Raw genomic sequence first — 19305 nt, 5'->3', positions numbered from 1 at the left:
TGACATGAGTTTTTCACACAAAATAAAAAAAATTACTTACGTACTCACTTCTAAAACAGCCATGTTAATTATCGGCTTTTTGGCGTTATCTTTATTAATTTGGTTTGGTGGTCCGCTTATCGCGATTGCCGACTATATACCTTTAGAGAGCGTAGCAGCACGGCTATTAACTATTTTGTTTGTTATTTTAGTGTTTGCTATCACCAAAATTTATAGCTTAACGCAACAAAGCAAACGCGATGAGAAAATGGCCGATGAGCTAATCGAAAGCGATGAGTCGAGCAGTAACGAGGTAAATGAAGAGATCACCACGTTAAAAAATCGCATGAATGAAGCTATCAATTTACTCAAAGATGTAAAGCTATTTAAAGGTAAAAATATATATCAATTACCTTGGTATATTATGATTGGCCCGCCTGGGGCCGGTAAAACAACAGTTATTAATAACTCAGGCTTAGACTATCCGTTAAAAGATAAGTTAGGTGTGGATCTAGTCCATGGTGTTGGTGGTACACGAAACTGTGATTGGTGGTTCACTAATAAAGCCGTAATTATTGATACCGCAGGACGATACACAACACAAAGTAGCCACGCAAAGCATGACTCGCGCGCCTGGGAGGGCTTTTTAGGGCTCTTACGCAAATACCGCCCGCTGCGCCCCATTAACGGTGTAATGATCAGCATGGGTATTTCTGAGCTCATGAGTCAAACTAAAACAGAGCGTAATCTGCATGCCCGCGCAATTAAACAGCGCTTACAAGAGTTACAAAATCAGTTGGGTATGACTTTTCCTGTGTACGTCATTCTTTCTAAAGTTGATTTAATTGAAGGTTTTAGAGAGTTTTTTGGCGAGCTTACAGAAGAGGAATGCGAGCAAGTTTGGGGGGTTACTTTTGAGTTAGACCTCGATAAAGACACTCAAGTTGAAGCGTTTAATAAAGAGTTTCACGCGTTAATTTCAAAACTGACAGAAATGCTTAATCGTAGGTTGATTAACGAGCGTAATGAAGAAATACGAGCCAAAATTTTTGAATTTCCGAGACAACTTCGTGTGCTTCAAGGTGTGGGTGATGCGTTTTTAAAAGAAATTTTTACCCCTAACGCGTATGAAGAACTCCCTATGTTTAGGGGCGTGTATTTGACCAGTGCTACTCAAGAAGGGAAGCCAGCTAGTTTTTTAAATGATGTAAACTCAGCAGATTCTAGCTATATAAATCAATCGAAAAGCTTCTTTATTAAAAACGTTTTAGAAGGTGTGATTTTCCCTGAGCAAAACCTAGCAAGTACTAACAAACATCACGATAAGCAAAACAAATGGCTGAGAGTAGGTAGTATTTCTTTAGCTAGTATTGCGGTAATTGGTTTTTCTATTTCGTGGTACTTTAGCTTTGCATGGAATAATAATTTAATGGCTGCTACAGATGAAGCCATTGAAACTTATCAGGAGCTAGATGGAGCCTCGTTTGATAGAAGTAACTTATTAGTATTAAACGACAGGCTCAATGCGCTAAGAAATTTACCAGCTAACAATCCTGCGTTAGTTGATGACGATGAATCTCAGTCGATAGGTTTTAATAAGCTTAATGAAATTAAACAGTCATCTACACAAGCCTATAACAGGTCTCTACAAACGTATTTAGAACCTTATATAGCCAATACGTTAATTAAAGAAATGGAAGCGCATCCAGAGCACCTTAGCTATTTATACGAGACGCTAAAGTGCTATTTAATGCTATTCCAACCTGAGTACTTTGAAAGTGAAGATATTTCGGCTTGGTTTAATGCATACCTTGAAAGAAACCTACCAGGTGATAAAAATGCGCTGACTCGTGGCCAGTTGATGAACCACATTGCTGCCTTATTAGAGCTTGGTGTTAGTCAAACAAAAATAGATAATCAAGCAGTGCGTATAGCTAGAGCTGAGTTAACTAAGTTACCAATAGCCGAAAGAGCATACCAACGCCTACAAGCTGATTTTCTTGATAGCAGCATTCCGCCGTTTAGGTTAACAGACATTATTAGTTTTGAAAGTGCGCAAAAATTCACGTTCAGAAACAATGGCGAGCTGACTCGAAGTATTCCTGGTTTATATACCTTTAACGGTTTTCACGGCATTTTTAATGTTGAGAAAAGTAAAATGCTTGGCAATTTGATGGCAAGCAGCTGGGTATATGGCGAGGAGGCATCGGGCACTTATGATATTTCTAAAGAAGAAATTGAAAAGAAATTAGAGCAACGTTATTTTCAAGATTATATCTTCTTTTGGCAGTCATTTATCGACGATCTAAGCCTAAATCAGTACAGCTCACCTGCTGAGGGTGTCAATATTACAGATGTACTAGCAGGTTCAGAAGCACCGATTAAAAACATTATTATGGCTGTGCAAAAAAATGTGCAATTAACCAAACTGCCGGTGTCAGAGAACCAAAAAGCAGCGGGTAAAGTTGCCGCTAATGCTGCTGAAATTGCAATGCAAACTAAAGCCAATAGAATTAAACGTTTTTTACCTGACGAAGCCCCTAAGTTTGATATCAAGCTGCCTGGTTATCAGGTTGAGGAAGCGTTTGAAGATGTTATAAATATTGATACTCAGCAATTAGATAACATTCAGAAAAATCTCAGAGAACTTAATGTATATCTAACTAAGCTAGATAGAGGCGATCAGTTAAAGTCATCGATAAAAGATCAAATCAGTGGAAAAAGTAAACCAAGTTTCATTCGCCAACTTGAGTTTCAAAGCCGTGATCTACCTTACCCATTTAATAGTTGGTTATTAGATATAAGCAGAGATACCAGTAATATCACTAAAAATAGCGCTAACAGACACTTAAATGAGATTTGGAAAAGCCAGGTTTTACGCGAGTACAACGCAGCTATTGTGGGCCGATACCCATTCTCTCCTTATGCACAAAAAGAAGTGAATATGAAAGACTTTACACGTTTCTTTGGACCAGATGGCACCATTGATAGCTTCTTCACTAACTATGTAGCGCCTAGTGTGGATATGAGTTCGAGTCCGTGGAAGTTTGAAAAAGACATTGGCATAAGCGCTGATACTCTAGCCATGTTTGAACTAGCCCATCAAATTCAAACTGTGTTCTTCGATGGTGGAAGTGCAACTCCTAGAATTGAGTTTGGCTTACGTCCGCTATCGTTGGATAAAACTACATCGAGCTTAATGATTGAAATTGATGGTCAATCAATGATTTACCGCCATGGCCCCTTAAGAGTTACAAACTTTGTTTGGCCAGGCGCAAGTGGACAAAGTAAAACGCGAGTTGTATTCACGCCGCCTAATGGAGGGCGCTCTGTAAATACGACTTACCAAGGTGAATGGTCGCTTTATCGCATGTTGGATGAGTTGAGCGCTAAAAGAGCAAAAACACGTGAGGATTTAGAGTTACATTTTTCTCTCATGGGTAACAACGCAAAAGTTGAGCTATTGCCAAAATCAATTAGACATCCATTTTGGAATAAAAGTGTAGAGAAGTTTTCATGTCCGACCCGATTATAAATATAGGCTACCTTGGCAAAGTCCCTAGCTTAGGGGACTTTGTTCAAGACAGCGTTTCGAAAGAATTTTCAGAGCACTGGGAGCAATGGCTGCAAGCAGCTATTGCTGTAAGCAAAGAACAGTTGGGTGACAATTGGCAAGATAACTACCTAACAGGCCCTGTATGGCATTTTGCATTATCGCCAAATATTGTCGGTGATAAAGGTGTAATGGGAACTCTGTTACCGAGCATGGATGCAGTAGGGCGTCATTATCCATTTACGGTAGCCAGTACATTAGAAGTTGCGCCAATAGAAGTATTAAATTCGGGCGTCTTCTCCTTAGAGTATGAAGACACTGTACTTAAAGTGCTAGATAGCTCTGTTGACCTTTTCATGTGGAGAAAAGAGGTTGCTAAATCGATAAGAACGCTTTCAGAGCCTAAAAAGCAGCTTAGTATTTCTCTCTCTAGTGACAAAAATAAAGAGGGTGAAGCATTTGAGTTCTCAGGTGATGAGCTATCAAGTGATGTTTTAAAAGACGCCCTTCATGCACTTTTATATAAAAAGCATGGTGACTATAGTGTTTGGTGGACTCACGGTTCATGCAATATAAAGCCTATGATGCTCGTTACTTCAGGACTACCGCCTGTTAACCAAGTTGCAGCTATGTTAGATGGCCGATGGAAGCATTGGGAATGGAATTACACACAGGTAAAGAATAGTGATTAGCAATTTAAGTACAAGTTACGCAATAACTCATCGCGGTGCTGTTAGGCAATTAAATGAAGACTCCCATGTCGAAATTAACAGCCATAACTTATGGGTAGTAGCCGATGGAATGGGCGGACATGAAGCGGGTGAAGTTGCAAGCCAGCTTGTTGTAGACGTGATTAGAGCAAAAGTAGAAGAAAAGACATTAGCTACGCTTAGCGTTTCGCATATTGTTTCAGCTATTGAAGATGCAAATCGTCAATTAAATGAATACAGTGCTCAGTACTTAGGAAGCAAAACAGCGGGCAGTACAGTAACTGCTTTATTTATAAAAGATAATCAATATTACGTTTTATGGGTTGGCGACAGCAGAGCATACATGCTACGAAATGGTCAATTACAGCAAATATCGCGGGACCATAGCCAAGTGAACGATCTTATCGATGAAGGCGTAATTTCAGTTGAGGAAGCAAAAACGCACCCGCTTTCGAATGTGATTACACGCGCTGTGGGCGTTACAGACGAAGTTAAAGTAGATGTAGTACAAGGTGAAGTAAATACTAATGATATTTTCTTACTTTGTTCAGATGGGTTAACAGGTGAATTGTCTGATGAAGAAATATGTTTGTCATTAGAACCTAATAGTATTATAGATTCAGGTATGGCGCTTATGCATTCTTCTTTAGTAAGAGGTGCACGTGATAATGTTACCTGTATTATAATTAAATATGGCCATGATAATTTTAGTAGCAAATCGGAAACATACAAAATTCAAGATGAAGCTACAATTCCACTTTTTACTAAGTAGTTTATCTTAAATATAAAGAATAATATCTTTTTTGTTTTAGAGTTTTTACTTTAATTTCCGGCATGGATTAATTAAGTATATTAGATTTTAATTATTTTTATAAAAACAACAATTAAGATTTAAACTCAATTGTAACTGGGCTTGTATTTTAATATAAAGAATGTAATATGAAATCCGCTCCGCTTTATTGGAGTTTTATGGATAATTATTAGGACGACGGAATGTTTGTATTTGAAGAGTATATTTCCCCTATTTCTGAAACTGAAATCGCAGGCTTAGACCCGCGCTCGGATGTTTCTCCTACGTCGACTTATTACGCCTTAAAAGATTTAAGAAACCAACTTCGTGCCGCAGAAAGAAACGCGCTAGTAGACGAGGAGGGTATTTCATCACTTGCCCGCGACTGGTTACCTTTATTAGAACAATGCAGCAAAGCGCTAAAAACAGAAAGCAAAGATATTGAGTATTTAGCGTGGTTTATTGAAGCCCTTTGTCGAATTCATGGTTTTAAAGGACTTGCTTTTGGCTTTAAAGTGGCCAGCCAATTATTAGATAATTATTTTGACGCGCTATATCCCTCCCTTGATGCAGACGATGAAATTTCAGACAAAGTATCAGCGCTTGGCGGATTGAATGGTTCCGCAGGTGAGGGGACTCTGATTATCCCCATTAAAAGCATACTTTTAACCGACAGTGTTAGCTTAGATCCTTTTACATTTTGGGAGTATCAGCAAGGTTATGATATTTCGAGGCTTAATGATGAAAAAAGAGAGAAAAAGCTAGCACAGGGCGCGGTTGATTTTGAATTAATCGAAAAAAGTGCAGCAGAGACAAGTACAGAATTTTTTGTAACATTGAAACAAGATATTGAAGAGGCTATTTCTGAGTTTGCCCAGCTTAGCGACGTGATGGATAAAGTGACGGGGCAACCGCAACCTACCTCAAATATTAAACAAGCGCTTGAGGTAAGTTTGGCGGCTGTTAATCATATTGCTGCAGACAAACTTGTTGCAGCAGAACAGGCGTTAATATCAGAGCAAACGCAAGAGCAACTCACTCAAAACGATGAAGAGCAAAATGCAGTTGAGGCGCCTAAAAAGGCCATTAGCCAAGCAATTGATTCACGTGAGAATGCAATAAATAAGCTTAAAGAAATAGCGGCGTTTTTTAGAAAAACCGAACCGCATTCTCCAATGTCTTACACGATAGAACAAGTGATTCGATGGAGCGAATTATCGCTGCCTGAATTATTAAATGAATTGATAACAGATAGTGATGCTAGGACCGGGTACTTTAAGTTGTCTGGCATTAAGATCAGCGAAACTGAAACATAAGTAAAAGGAGTTCTCTATGAGTATCCATGATAAATTAAAACGAGTACGTAAGCCTCGCGTTCACATCACCTATGATGTAGAAACTGAGGGTGCAGCAGTAAAAAAAGAATTACCATTTGTTGTTGGTGTAATGGGGGATTTCTCAGGAGATAACACTGAAGTTTTAAAGCCATTAAAAGATAGACGTTTCATTCAGATTGATCGTGATAATTTTGATGATGTTTTGAAGCGTATGAGTCCTTCATTAAATTTAGTTGTTGAAAACACTCTAAGTGAAGATGACTCTCAATTTAATGTTAGTCTTAACTTTAAATCGATTGAAGATTTTGAGCCTGCGGCTGTTGTGAATCAGGTTGAACCATTGCGTAAACTAATGGAAACGCGTAATAAATTACGCGACTTAATGACTAAGATTGACCGTTCAGAAGAGCTAGAAAATGTTTTAGAAGAAGTATTAAGTAATACTTCGAACCTTGATTCTATCGCTAAGGAACTTAAGCTAGAGGAGACTGAAAAATGAGTGCAGAGCAACTAAGTACTGAATTAGAGTCAACAGCTGAGGCAAGTTCATCGTTATTGGAGCAAGCAATTGGTGCTACTAAGCAAACTGATGCAAGTCGCGCAGAAGAACTACTAAAAACGTTAACTGAAGAGGCATTAAAAGGCACAGTTCAATGGAATAAAAACATGACTGTGACATTTAATGAAGCAATTCAATTAATTGATCAAAAAATATCAAAACAGCTTAGTGTTGTCATGCATAGCGACGAGTTTCAAAAGCTAGAAGGTTCTTGGCGTGGGTTACACCACCTTGTAATGAATTCTGAAACGAGCTCAACGCTTAAAATTCGTGTTTTAAACATGAAGAAAAAAGAATTGCATAAAGATTTGAGTAAAGCAGTTGAGTTTGACCAAAGCCAAACATTTAAAAAGATTTACGAATCTGAGTTTGGTACACCGGGTGGCGAACCTTATGGCACCATTGTGGGCGACTATGAATTTACTAACCACCCAGAAGATGTTGAAACGTTAAGCTTAATGTCGAACGTGGCAGCGGCTGGTTTCTGTCCATTTATTGCAGCTTCGTCACCTTCTTTATTCGGCTTTGATAACTGGGAAGAGTTAACTAAACCTCGAGATTTAGAAAAAGTGTTTGAATCATTAGAGTACACAAAGTGGCGCTCGTTCAGAGACAGCGATGATTCACGTTTTGTATCGTTAACTATGCCTCGCTTCTTATCACGTTTACCTTATGGTGCAGCTTCTAAACCTGTAGAAGAGTTTAACTATGAAGAGTTTGAAGTTGAACCAAAAGCAGGGCGCTCAGTAAGTACTGAAAATAGTGACTACTGCTGGAGTAATGCTGCTTACGCAATGGCCACTAATATGACCAAGGCGTTTTCACAATACGGTTTTTGTACTGCGATTCGTGGTGCTGAGGGTGGCGGTAAAGTTGAAGGCTTACCAACGCATATTTTCACAAGTGATGATGGCGATCCGGATCTTAAATGCCCAACGGAAATTGGCATAACAGACCGTCGTGAAGCAGAGCTTAGTAAACTTGGTTTCTTACCTTTATGTCACTATAAAAATACTGATTACGCTGTTTTCTTTGGTGGCCAAAGCTGTCAAAAACCACAAGTATATTCAACGCCTGATGCAACGGCTAATGCTGCAATTTCAGCACGCTTACCTTATTTAATGGCCACATCTCGTTTTGCACATTACTTAAAAGTGATGGCGCGTGATAAAATTGGTAGCTTTATGGAAGCAGAAGATGTTGAGTCATGGCTAAACCGTTGGATTTTATCATACGTAAATGCGACAGAGGGTGGTGGTCAAGATATCAGAGCACGCTACCCGTTAGCCGATGCGAAAGTATCAGTTAAAGAAATACCAGGTCAGCCAGGTGCTTATAACGCAGTGGCATGGTTAAGACCTTGGCTACAAATGGAAGAACTTACTTCTTCATTACGCCTTGTAGCTAAAATTCCAGAGATTGGTTAATTAGCCAATCTTTAGCGTTAAGGATAATGCAGTAAAATGAATCACGAAGAGTTTTCATTTATAAATCAAGACTACGCTTTTCATCAAAAGTCGCAGTCTAGAATTAGCGATAATGATGCTTTATTAGAGCGTTTTCTATATGAAAAAAACTTAGATAAGGCACTGTTATTGTGGCTTGAAGGCTCTTCTGATTCTCCCATCTCTTGGAGCAAAGAATCGCTTGGTCCTTATTTACAAAGAATAATTGTAGAACTTGACCAACTAATTTCTCAGCAACTAAATAATATAATTCACCACACGCGATTTCAAAAGTTAGAAGCAAGCTGGCGGAGTTTATATTGGTTAACCCTTCAAACAGAGCAATTTGACAAAGAAAATAAAGTAAAAATAAAGGTACTAAACTGTGATTGGGCAACCCTCTCTAAAGATGTCAATAAAGCAATAGATTTCGACCAAAGTTACTTTTTTCAATTACTTTATCAAAGTGAATTTGATAGCGCCGGTGGCGAGCCTTTTGGTGTGGTAATTGGCGACTACGAAATTAGTAATATGCCCTCTAATGGCACTATTTATAACGATATTGATACTATTAAGGAAATCTCGCGTACCGCGGCTGCTGCATTTTCACCCTTTATATGTTCAGCGTCCCCTAATCTCTTTGGCGCAGATAATTTTTCTGATCTCGGGTATTACGCTGATTTATTTAATCAATTTGAGCAAACTGAATATGTAAAGTGGCAAAGCTTTAGAGCAATGGAAGAGGCACGCTTTGTTGGTTTAACGTTACCGCATGTTTTAGTCAGAGCACCTTACACTAACGATGGTAAACGCCATCAAGATTTTTACTTTAAAGAACAAATTAAAAGCTCCGAAACAGATATGTTATGGGGTAACGCTGCATTTCAGTTTGTATCAACAATAATTAGAGCCTATTGCGATAGTGGTTGGTTTGGGCATATTAGAGGTATTGAGCCAGGAAAAGTGTCAAAAGGACTAGTTACAGGGCTTGCAAAAGATAGTTTTGCAAATGATACATACCAAAAAGAGGCAAAACCGCCACTCGATTTATTGGTGACTAGCAAATTTGAAAAGCAGTTTTCTGAACTTGGATTTATCCCAGCATCATCAGTTACTAACTCAGAGCACATCGTTTTTTATAGCAACGCATCGGTACAAAAAGCAAATAATTACGAATCCAGCGCAGCTAATATTAATGCGCGCCTTTCATCTATGTTGCAATACATTTTATGTGTTTCACGCTTTGCACATTATTTAAAAATATTAGCACGCGATAGAGTGGGCTCTTACATAAATGCTCATGCATGCGAGCGTGATTTACAAGCGTGGATAAATAACTATACAACCGCATCAGACTCTGCATCAGAGCATATCAGAAGTAAATACCCACTGAGCAATGCGCGCATTAAAGTAAGTGAAAACAAAGCAAATCCGGGTCATTTTTTTTCTGTTTTACAATTACAACCCCATTTTCAATTAGATCAAATGGTCTCGAGCATTAAATTAATAACAGAGCTCAGTCCTCATCACAAAATAAAGGAATAACCATGAAGAAAATACACAGCTTAATCCGCGAGGGAAAATTAACTGAAGCACTTAGCCTATGTGCTGCAGAGCTTCAAGATGAGCCTTTAAATTTTGATATCAGAAGTAGCTATGCTGAGCTACTTTGTATAAATGGTGAGCTTGAAAAAGCTGATAAACAACTCGACTTTATGGTTCAAAAAAATCCTGAGTTTGCTGTCGGTGCTGTAAATCTTAGACATTTGATCCGTGCTCAGCAATCACGAATAGACTTTTACAAAGGTAAAGGGATCCCTAAATTATTTCATGATGCTGATGAGATAGACACATTGTTTTTAAAAATGCATGTGGCATTGTTAGATGGCGAAATAGACGAAGCCGCTGAGCTTTCTGCACAAATGGAAACATTAAGAGTAAGTTCGTTAAATGATGCAGAGTCTGTGGCACGCGACTTGGACGATACTTTAAACCCTTATTTAGAGGTGCTAGGCACAAATGGTGAATTTTACTTGGCAAATTTTGATGAAATTGAGTCGTTAAAGGTAGAGCCTGTAAGTTCAGTATTAGAAAGTATTTGGCTACGTGTTGAAATAACGATTAAAGAAGGCCCTTCAGGTACAGCACACTTACCCCTTGTCTATGCCAATGCTGAATCGGACCTTGAAAAATTAGGTCAGGTCTCTGATTGGGTTGAGCTAAAAGAAGAATTCATTATTGGTAAAGGCATGAAAATGCTGTTTGTGAATGATGAAGCCATCACAATTCCTAATTTAAAAGTTAATGCTGTAGAAGCAGCATAATTTATATTTGAGCAAAAATGATAGAACATAAGCAGCAGCTTCAGGCATCACTTTTAGACAGGCTCATTGATGATGAACCTGACTTTCAAGATGCACCATCGCGTACAGAGGGGATCACAATAAGTGAGCTACGTAAAAGTGTGCGAAGAGATATAGAAGCACTGCTTAACGCCCGAATCCAGTGGCATACGTGGCCTACACAATATAGTGAGCTTTCAACGTCGTGTTTATCGTACGGCTTGCCTGATTTTTCAAGTATGTCGGTCAGTTCACACGAAGGCCGAGCACTGCTATGCGAGACAGTTAAAAACACTATTTTAAAATTTGAGCCGAGATTTTTAGAAGTTGAAGTATTTACCGATGAGGAAGTGCCGGTTAATCGTGTTTTAAACTTACGTATTAATGCGCTTTTATACGCTGATCCTGAGCCAGAGTTTATAAGCTTTGACTCTGAGGTAGAGCCCGTTAATTTGGGTATGAAGGTTATTGAGGCATCATTATGAACGATGAATTATTAAAGTATTACAATCGTGAATTAGCATTTGTGCGTCATTTAGGAAAAGATTTTGCTGAGAAATACCCAAAAGTAGCAGGGCGTTTAAAGCTTAGTGAAGATCATGTTGAAGACCCTCATGTATCACGACTTATTGAATCGTTTGCGTTTTTAACTGCCAATATTAGACAAAAGCTAGATGATAGTTTCCCTGAGCTAACCGATGCTTTATTAGGGCAAATGCTCCCAGATTACCAAGCACCTATCCCTTCGATGTCGATAGTAAAACTGGAGGCCGAAAACCTTTCAACCGCAGGGGTTATAATTCCACGAGCAAGTGAGGTTGAAACTAACGTTGATTTGATGAAACAGTGTAAGTTTCAAACCTGTTACGAAACCTACCTTTGGCCCATTGAAATTACGAAAGCTCAGTTTGATAACAGCCCATTTATTGCACCTAAGCCACGTTGGCATGAAAAAGCAAAGTCTATATTTAAGTTAGAACTAACCGGTGAATACAAAGGTGTATCGCTTGCTGAAACAGGTTTAGAAAAACTTCGCGTATATATAAACGGGCAGTGGCACCATACGCTGAAAGTGTATGAGCTATTATTTAAGCATAGCATTGGTATAGCCATAGATAATGGCGATGAAGGCATTAAATACTTATCAAAAAAACAATTAAAAGCAGTCGGGTTTGAAACACACGAAGCGGTTGTTCCTTACTCTCAGCGCTCTGCTGCCGGGTATCGATTACTGGTTGAAAACTTCACCTTTCCTGAGAAGTTTCGTTTTTTTGAACTTGAAGGTATACGCGGTGCATTGCCTAAAAACTCCAACAAATGTGATATTTATATATACCTTGATACCGAATCAAGTGAACTTGAAAAACAGGTTGATGAGGATATGTTTTTACTCGGATGCACGCCAATAATTAACTTATTCGAGCAAGAGCTTGAGCCAATTCGCCCTGAAATAAGCGAATACGAGTATCAACTTTCACCACGTTATATGGACTCAGAAATTTCTGAAGTAATTGGCATTTCAGAAGTTATAGCGTTTGATCACAAAGGTAATAAACAAGTTGTTGCACCTTTTTATGGACAAACTCACCCAAATTATCAAGGTCATGAAGATTTATTTTGGCATATAAGAAGAGAAACGGCCTCGTGGGCAGGTGGTTATGTAGAGTCAGGCACCGAGACATTTATGTCATTGGTAGATGCAAAATTTGAAAACAGTGCGATGGAATATGGTGAGGGGAACTCAGTACTTACTGTACGTGCGTATTGTAGTAACCGAAATTTGCCTGCAAGTATGCCATTTGGCGACGATGAGCTTGGATTACTGATGCCAGAGCGCGGCGATGTAATTAAAAAAATTCGTTGTTTAGCGCCTTTTACGCATGCAGTCAGACCTGTATTAGCCGACGCAACACGCTGGCAACTTGTTAACCATTTAACGCTCGACACATTTAGCGGAAAAGATGCGTGTAATAAATTAAAAGAAGTGCTTCGTTTATATGACTTTAGAGCATCGCCTCAAACCAAAGGGCTTATAGATAATATATATCGCGTTAGTATTGAGCCTGCAACTGCGCGTGTTGTTCAAAAAGGCAGGGTAAGTTTCGTAACTGGCAGTGAAATAGAAATTACTTTTGCTAACGATGACTTTTCGGGTAGTGGCATGTTCTTTTTTGCAGCTGTACTGGATCATTTCTTTTCGCAGTTCGCCGCTATAAATAGTTACACACGTTTGAGTTTGCGTTTAAAAGAGCAGGAGCAAATATATTATCAGTGGCCTGCACGCGTAGGTGACAGACCACTATTATGATAAAGCAACTGATCGCCCAAGCTTCTCAAGTCGATTTTTATAAAGCGGTTTTCATAATTGAAAACCAGCTTAAAAAGCGTGGCTTAGATTATCGCCACGTTGGCTACGATAGCAACCCAAAACAAGAATTAATAAAATTTACGGCAACACAAAAGTTTGGCTACCCGGGAAATTCAATTACTAAGCTTGAAGAAGCTGGTTTTGAAGATGGCTTGCACAAAGTAAATATACAGGTGTCATTTATGGGGTTAACTGGCTGCTCTGGTGCATTACCGCAATTTTATAGCGAACTGGTTATGCAAAGGCTGCGCTATAAAGACACAACCATGCGCGATTTTTATGACATGTTTAACCATCGCCTGATTTCTTTGTATTACCGAGCTTGGAAAAAATATAAACCTTCACTAAATCATATAAATAACGACAAAAAAAAAGACCCGTATACTCAAATGTTGGGGCTATTAAGTGGTGGGTATAATGAACATCAGTTGCACTTTTCAGGTTTGTACAGCCGAAAAATTCGCAATGCTTTTGATTTACAAAGTGTGCTTGGTTCTTATCTTGGCTGTGAAGTAAAAATAAATCAGATGGTTGGTCAGTGGTATGAGCTAAAGTTGCAAGAACAAACGGCTTTAGCTAGTCAAGTTATGTATGAAGGTCAACATGCGCGGCTCGGGGTTGATTCAGTGATAGGTAAGCAGGTATGGGATGTGTCTTCTAGCATAGAAGTACATATAAAACCCAATAAGCCTTGCAAAGTCAAACAACTTTTACCAAGGGGTGAGTTGTTTCAATTGGCAAAAAAAATCACAAAAGATTATATAGGAAACTCTATTCAGTTTCGTTTAATAATTGAAGCTGATTTTACATGTTTAGATACAGCACAGCTTTTAGAGGATAAAGCCCAACTTGGAATTAATTCTTTTTTAGCAGTACAAAATAACAAATCAAAATCTAACCCTACTAAGTTATCGTTTAAGGGATAATTAAAATTAAAAGGAACACTGTATGTCTTCGATGACACTCAATAAATTAGTTGAAAAACTAAGCCCTGATTGCAGAAAAAGCCTAGAGGCGGCGGTTGCAATTTGTAATAGCAGAAGCCACTTTACAGTGGAGCTTGAACACTGGTTACTTGCCATGATTGAGCAGCAACTAGATGACGTTAGGCTTATTTTTGGCTCTTTTGACATTGATATTGAAAAAGTAAAACAAGACTTAAATCAATCTCTAGAAGCGTTTAAAACCGGTAGTGAGTCATCACCTAGTTTATCTGTGCATGTTACAAGTCTATTAAAGCAATCTTGGTTAAGTACCAGTATTGAGTTTACTGATAACCAAATTCGCAGTGCCTACGTTATTTATACGCTTGTAAAAGACGATACCTTATCGAGCTTAGTAACGCGCTGTAGTAAGTTATTTAATAAAATAGAGCCAGGGCAGTTACTCCATGCATGGCCAGAAATAGTTGCTCAGTCGCAAGAGCGTAATCACTCAGTACAAAGCACGGCTAGCCAATCAGGTACAAACTCTAAAACACCGAGCCTTGACCAATTTACTGTTGATTTAACGGCGCAAGCAAAAGCGGGAAAGATAGATCCCATTTTAGGACGCGACTTCGAAATTCGCCAAATGGTAGATATTTTAACTAGACGCCGTCAAAACAACCCAATTTTAACCGGTGAAGCGGGTGTAGGTAAAACAGCTGTAGTTGAAGGCTTAGCTTTAAGAATTGCACAAAAAGATGTACCGGCCGTGCTGCAGAATGTGAAAATTCACAGCTTAGATTTAGCACTATTACAAGCTGGCGCTGGCATGAAAGGCGAGTTTGAAAATCGTCTTAAATCATTAATTAACGAAGTGAAAAATTCAGTTAACCCGGTTATTTTATTTATTGATGAAGCTCATACGATGATTGGTAGTGGTGGAGCCGCAGGCCAAAACGATGCTGCTAACTTATTAAAACCAGCACTTGCCCGTGGCGAGCTTAGAACCATTGCTGCTACAACGTGGGCTGAATATAAAAAGTTTTTTGAAAAAGATGCTGCGTTGACGCGCCGCTTCCAAGTGGTAAAAGTAGAAGAGCCAACGCCAGAAAAAGCAGTGGCTATGTTACGCGGTTTAGTACCAGTGATGGAAAAACACCACAAAGTATTTATTTCTGAACAAGCCCTTGAAAGTGCAGTACACTTATCGCATCGCTATATTACGGCAAGGCAATTACCCGATAAAGCCGTGGCATTATTAGATACTGCCTGCGCACGGGTGGCAATGAGCCAAGCATCTACACCAAACACTATAGAGCAACTTGTAAATCGTTTAAGTGAAATAGAAACACAAGTGCAGATGCTACACCGTGAACAGAAAACAGGTTTAGATCATTCAGTGCAGCTAGACACACTTAAAACTGAACTTGTAACTATTGAAGAGCAGTTAGCGCCATTAACAGAGCAATTTAAAGTAGAAAAAGAAATTGTTGCTGAGCTTAATAAGGCGCTCGAGTCTATTAACTCAGATCAAGAAAATTCATCAGATGAAATTTTAGCCAACCTTAAGCAGAGCAAAGAAAAGTTAACTGCTTTTGAACATAATATGGTTCATTGGCAAGTGGACGAAGAGCTTATCGCACAGGTTATATCAGATTGGACTGGCATACCTGTAGGCAAAATGCACGAAGATGAAATACATGGCATTTTAAACCTTGCACAAGAAATGAAAAAACGCGTAGTGGGGCAAGATCACGCGTTAGATTTAATCGCTAAAGTAGTGCAAACATCTCGCGCGCAATTAGCCGATGAAAACCGACCTAATGGCATTTTTATGTTGGCAGGTCCAAGTGGTGTAGGTAAAACTGAGACTGCACTATCGCTAGCGCAAGAGGTGTACGGTAGTGAAGATAATGTCACTGTTATTAATATGTCTGAGTTTAAAGAAGAGCATAAAGTGTCGCTACTGCTTGGTTCACCTCCTGGTTATGTAGGTTATGGCGAAGGTGGCATATTAACCGAAGCCGTAAGAAGAAAACCATACAGCGTAGTGCTGCTTGATGAAATGGAAAAAGCACACCCTGGTGTGCAAGATATTTTTTATCAAGTATTTGATAAAGGTACAATAAAAGACGGTGAAGGTCGAGATATCGACTTCAAAAATACAATTATAATTATGACCTCAAATGTGGGTACTGATACCACCATGGGCTTATTTGAAGACGAAGAAAGTAAGCCAAGTATTAAAGGCTTATTAAAAGCATTACAAGATGATTTACTCGCTTCATTTAAGCCTGCTTTTTTGGGTCGTATTAATGTAATTCCGTACATCCCACTAAGTGACGATATCCTTTCAGAAATAGCCTCATTACAAATAGCAAAAATTGTTAAACGCGTTAACAAGCATTACGATGCTGAGCTTAAATATGAAAATGACGTAATAGAATATATTATTGATAATTGCCAAAATGCAGGGTCCGGTGCTAGGAACATACACACTATTTTGCAAAATAAATTATTACCATTATTATCTGAAGTTTTACTTTCTAGTATGATTGATGATAAAAAAATAAATAGTATAAAGTTGGCTGTAAAAGATAATGAATTTAATATTGAGTTAAATTAAAGTTTATTTAAATTAACTTTGTATTAAGGTTGTTTCTTTGATTTTAGGGTATTATAATTTTGTTGCCTTAATTCACTACATGGAATTTTTGAGACATTGTCTTCATCTAAGGAAAGGAATCTGAAGGCCTTTTCATTGCTGTATTAAAGATAATGATTTCAAAGGAATTTTTGGGAAACCAAAGTAAATAATCCAGTCTAAATGGATAACATTGTTTAATTAAAAGGAGCATTATCAAATGCAAGCAAATACATATTTAAAATACGGTCCAATCAAAGGCGAAACTACGGCTGAGTCTTTCAAAGATTTAATCACAGTATTATCTTTAGATTGGAATGTAAGCCGTGAAATTAGTGCAGCAACTGGTACAGCAATGGACCGTGAGTCTAGCTCTACTCGTCTTGGCGATGTAACTATCACTAAACTTCAAGATAAAGCATCTCCGGATCTTTTCAAAGAAGCAACTATTGGTAAAGGCCTTCCAGCTATTTTCCATATCACTAAGCAAGGTGATAAAGTTGAAGAAATCATGAAAATTGAACTTACAGATGCAATGATTTCTAGCTACTCTGTATCAGTGCAAAACGATCGTCCTATTGAAACAATCACTATCAGCTACACAGAAATGATGATGACTGTTACTCCAACAGACGACAAAAATAACATTACTGCTCCACTTGTATACGGTTACAGCGGTGTTAAAGGTCAACAAATGTAATTTTTGTTACCTTATAATGGCTCTGGGCTTTTGCTCAGAGCTTTTTTTGATCTTTAGGATGGGAAAGGCAAGGAATGCAACAAGCAACACAAGATAATAACGTAATTCAAATTAGCACCCCTGCTGGTAAAGATGCCCTCTATTTAACTCGTTTTGTTGCCCAAGAGGCAATGTCAGATTTATTCGTTATGTCTGCCAATATGTACACGATTGGTAAACAAATAGCACACGAAGATTTAGTAGGTAAGCCTGTATCTATTAAAGTAAAAAATGCACAAGGCGGTGGTGAGCGTTACTATCACGGAATAGTAAGTCATTTAGTTTCAAATGGTAGCCGCACAGCTGATGTAGAAGAACAAAAAAACTATATAGATTACCAAGCAACGATAGTTCCGTTTGCAGCATCAATGCGCAATCGTAAAAACAGCCGAATATTCCAAAAGAAAACAATTAAAGAAATATTTGCTGACCTATTTGGCCAACACAATGTTGCCTTTAGCGATAAAACCAGCAAAACATACCCTAAGTATGAGTACTGTGTTCAGTACCAAGAGTCAGACTTTGACTTTATTCAACGACTTTTTCAGCAAGAAGGTATTTTTTACTTTTTTGAGCACACCAATAGCAACCACACACTAGTACTTGCAGATGATATAACTGCATACGAGGTATGTGACGAAGCGAAAGTTGTCTATTCAACTGGCCATTTAAGCGAATCACACGTATCGCGTTGGCAGGGCGGTTTAAGCATTGCACCTGGTAGCTTTAAACGCGTTGGTTACGATTTTAAACAGCCATCACGCTACCCAGACGGAGAGCAAGCAAACCCAGAGCTCCCGACGCAATCAGTATCAGAAATTTTTGAATATACTGGCGAGCAAGAGTGCCACCCGCGTGCAGCTAACTTAGCATCTGTTCAGCTTGAGTCATTACAGCGAGACATGAAGCTTTCTAGTGGTCGTAGTGACTGTCGCTCATTCACTGTGGGTAAACTCTTTAGCTTTAAAAAGCACGAAGACCCACGTCTTGAAGGTAAAACATTTGTCATTACCTCTATGATGACGTCAATAACAATACCTAATCAATCGGGTGCATTGCAATCAAGTGCTGAAGAAGTGTACTCAAACCATTTTGAATGCGTCCCCAAAGAAATCCCTTACAGAGCACAAATAAATAAGAAAAAACCGGTAATTAGCGGTGTACAAACTGCAATTGTAACTGGCGATAGCGCCGATGAGATAATGATTGATCAATATGGTCGCGTAAAAGTACAGTTTGATTGGGACCGAGAAGGCAAAAAGGATTCAAAAAGCTCATGCTGGATCCGTGTAGCGCAAAACTGGGCGGGTAAAAAGTGGGGGGCGTTTTTCTTCCCACGAGTTGGCCAAGAAGTCCTAGTAGACTTTATAAATGGCGACCCAGATCAACCTATTATTAGTGGCGCTGTTTACAACGCAGATTTAATGCCTCCGTACGCATTACCTGGCGAAAAAACACAAAGTGGTATCAAAACACGCTCTACTAAAGAAGGCGGGGCTGATAACTTTAATGAGCTAAGGTTTGAAGATAAAAAAGGCAGCGAGCTTGTTTATATTCAAGCAGAAAAAGACAAACAGCTTTACGTAAAAAATGACCAAAACGACAAAACAGATCATGACCATAATATTGAAATTGGCAACGATCGAAAAGTTGATATTGGCAATAATGAAACCCTTAAAGTGGCTAAAAACCGCAGCGATGATATAGGTGAAAACGACACATTAAAAGTGGGTAAAACACTTAATATTGAGGCGGGTGACGAAATAGTAATTAAAACTGGCTCTGCACAAATTAAAATGAGCAGTAGCGGTAATATAACTATAGAAGGCACTAATATAGATATTAAAGGCAGTAATGTTAAAGTTGATGGTAGTGCCATTACTTTATCTGCCGGTATGATTAAATTAAATTAG

The 19305-nt window shown here is 38.6% G+C and carries 14 protein-coding genes; all 14 read left to right on the top strand.

The window, feature by feature from the left end; translation table 11 throughout:
• The first annotated feature begins 4 nt into the window (after positions 1 to 4).
• The 14 genes from tssM to AN391_RS12695 all read left to right on the top strand — a co-directional run bounded on the left by tssM (position 5) and on the right by AN391_RS12695 (position 19305).
• On the top strand, positions 5 to 3514 hold the full coding sequence (tssM, locus tag AN391_RS12760) for a type VI secretion system membrane subunit TssM (RefSeq protein ID WP_055015754.1): 3510 nt from the start codon (positions 5 to 7) through the stop codon (positions 3512 to 3514).
• The gene (tagF, locus tag AN391_RS12755; RefSeq protein WP_055015753.1) at positions 3496 to 4224 is read left to right on the top strand and encodes a type VI secretion system-associated protein TagF; all 729 of its coding nucleotides are present in this window, start codon (positions 3496 to 3498) and stop codon (positions 4222 to 4224) included. Before tssM ends, tagF begins: the two co-directional genes overlap by 19 nt.
• Positions 4217 to 5014 carry a PP2C family serine/threonine-protein phosphatase gene (locus tag AN391_RS12750; protein ID WP_055015752.1) on the top strand — a complete coding sequence of 266 codons (798 nt, stop codon included), beginning with the start codon at positions 4217 to 4219 and terminating at the stop codon, positions 5012 to 5014. Before tagF ends, AN391_RS12750 begins: the two co-directional genes overlap by 8 nt.
• Positions 5015 to 5235: 221 nt before the next feature.
• Positions 5236 to 6348, top strand: coding sequence for a type VI secretion system protein TssA (gene tssA, locus AN391_RS12745; protein ID WP_055015751.1), 1113 nt, complete (start codon positions 5236 to 5238; stop codon positions 6346 to 6348).
• A gap of 16 nt (positions 6349 to 6364) precedes the next feature.
• Positions 6365 to 6868, top strand: coding sequence for a type VI secretion system contractile sheath small subunit (gene tssB / locus AN391_RS12740; protein WP_055015750.1), 504 nt, complete (start codon positions 6365 to 6367; stop codon positions 6866 to 6868).
• Positions 6865 to 8355 carry a type VI secretion system contractile sheath large subunit gene (tssC, locus tag AN391_RS12735; protein ID WP_055015749.1) on the top strand — a complete coding sequence of 497 codons (1491 nt, stop codon included), beginning with the start codon at positions 6865 to 6867 and terminating at the stop codon, positions 8353 to 8355. Before tssB ends, tssC (AN391_RS12735) begins: the two co-directional genes overlap by 4 nt.
• A 36-nt stretch (positions 8356 to 8391) precedes the next feature.
• Positions 8392 to 9918 (top strand): type VI secretion system contractile sheath large subunit, encoded by a 1527-nt coding sequence (gene tssC, locus AN391_RS12730; protein ID WP_055015748.1) that lies wholly within the window; start codon positions 8392 to 8394, stop codon positions 9916 to 9918.
• A gap of 2 nt (positions 9919 to 9920) precedes the next feature.
• Positions 9921 to 10697, top strand: coding sequence for a type VI secretion system accessory protein TagJ (locus AN391_RS12725; protein ID WP_055015747.1), 777 nt, complete (start codon positions 9921 to 9923; stop codon positions 10695 to 10697).
• 17 nt (positions 10698 to 10714) lie between these two features.
• Entirely contained in the window at positions 10715 to 11200 is a 486-nt protein-coding gene (gene tssE, locus AN391_RS12720; protein WP_055015746.1) for a type VI secretion system baseplate subunit TssE, read from the top strand.
• Positions 11197 to 13023, top strand: coding sequence for a type VI secretion system baseplate subunit TssF (tssF, locus tag AN391_RS12715; RefSeq protein WP_055015745.1), 1827 nt, complete (start codon positions 11197 to 11199; stop codon positions 13021 to 13023). The genes tssE and tssF overlap by 4 nt, the downstream gene beginning before the upstream one ends.
• Positions 13020 to 14009: a type VI secretion system baseplate subunit TssG gene (gene tssG, locus AN391_RS12710; protein WP_055015744.1), complete on the top strand. Its 990-nt coding sequence runs from the start codon at positions 13020 to 13022 to the stop codon at positions 14007 to 14009. Before tssF ends, tssG begins: the two co-directional genes overlap by 4 nt.
• Positions 14010 to 14031: 22 nt before the next feature.
• Positions 14032 to 16635 (top strand): type VI secretion system ATPase TssH, encoded by a 2604-nt coding sequence (gene tssH / locus AN391_RS12705; protein WP_055015743.1) that lies wholly within the window; start codon positions 14032 to 14034, stop codon positions 16633 to 16635.
• Between the two features lie 238 nt (positions 16636 to 16873).
• Entirely contained in the window at positions 16874 to 17353 is a 480-nt protein-coding gene (locus tag AN391_RS12700) for a type VI secretion system tube protein Hcp (protein ID WP_055015742.1), read from the top strand.
• Between the two features lie 74 nt (positions 17354 to 17427).
• Positions 17428 to 19305 carry a type VI secretion system Vgr family protein gene (locus tag AN391_RS12695; protein WP_055015741.1) on the top strand — a complete coding sequence of 626 codons (1878 nt, stop codon included), beginning with the start codon at positions 17428 to 17430 and terminating at the stop codon, positions 19303 to 19305.

This window comes from Pseudoalteromonas sp. P1-13-1a, from assembly GCF_001401875.1.
Classification (GTDB): Bacteria; Pseudomonadota; Gammaproteobacteria; order Enterobacterales; family Alteromonadaceae; genus Pseudoalteromonas.
The sequence above is the reverse complement of the archived record's forward strand: the minus strand, read 5'-3'. Positions and strand labels throughout refer to the sequence as shown.

Bases quoted from the DNA above. Each gene is read 5' to 3' on its own strand.
- tssC (WP_055015749.1), top strand. From the start codon at position 6,865: ATGAGTGCAGAGCAACTAAGTACTGAATTAGAGTCAACAGCTGAGGCA.
- tssE (WP_055015746.1), top strand. From the start codon at position 10,715: ATGATAGAACATAAGCAGCAGCTTCAGGCATCACTTTTAGACAGGCTC.
- tssH (WP_055015743.1), top strand. From the start codon at position 14,032: ATGTCTTCGATGACACTCAATAAATTAGTTGAAAAACTAAGCCCTGAT.
- tssC (WP_055015748.1), top strand. From the start codon at position 8,392: ATGAATCACGAAGAGTTTTCATTTATAAATCAAGACTACGCTTTTCAT.
- AN391_RS12725 (WP_055015747.1), top strand. From the start codon at position 9,921: ATGAAGAAAATACACAGCTTAATCCGCGAGGGAAAATTAACTGAAGCA.
- AN391_RS12695 (WP_055015741.1), top strand. From the start codon at position 17,428: ATGCAACAAGCAACACAAGATAATAACGTAATTCAAATTAGCACCCCT.
- tssF (WP_055015745.1), top strand. From the start codon at position 11,197: ATGAACGATGAATTATTAAAGTATTACAATCGTGAATTAGCATTTGTG.
- tssA (WP_055015751.1), top strand. From the start codon at position 5,236: ATGTTTGTATTTGAAGAGTATATTTCCCCTATTTCTGAAACTGAAATC.
- AN391_RS12700 (WP_055015742.1), top strand. From the start codon at position 16,874: ATGCAAGCAAATACATATTTAAAATACGGTCCAATCAAAGGCGAAACT.
- tagF (WP_055015753.1), top strand. From the start codon at position 3,496: ATGTCCGACCCGATTATAAATATAGGCTACCTTGGCAAAGTCCCTAGC.
- tssB (WP_055015750.1), top strand. From the start codon at position 6,365: ATGAGTATCCATGATAAATTAAAACGAGTACGTAAGCCTCGCGTTCAC.
- tssG (WP_055015744.1), top strand. From the start codon at position 13,020: ATGATAAAGCAACTGATCGCCCAAGCTTCTCAAGTCGATTTTTATAAA.
- tssM (WP_055015754.1), top strand. From the start codon at position 5: ATGAGTTTTTCACACAAAATAAAAAAAATTACTTACGTACTCACTTCT.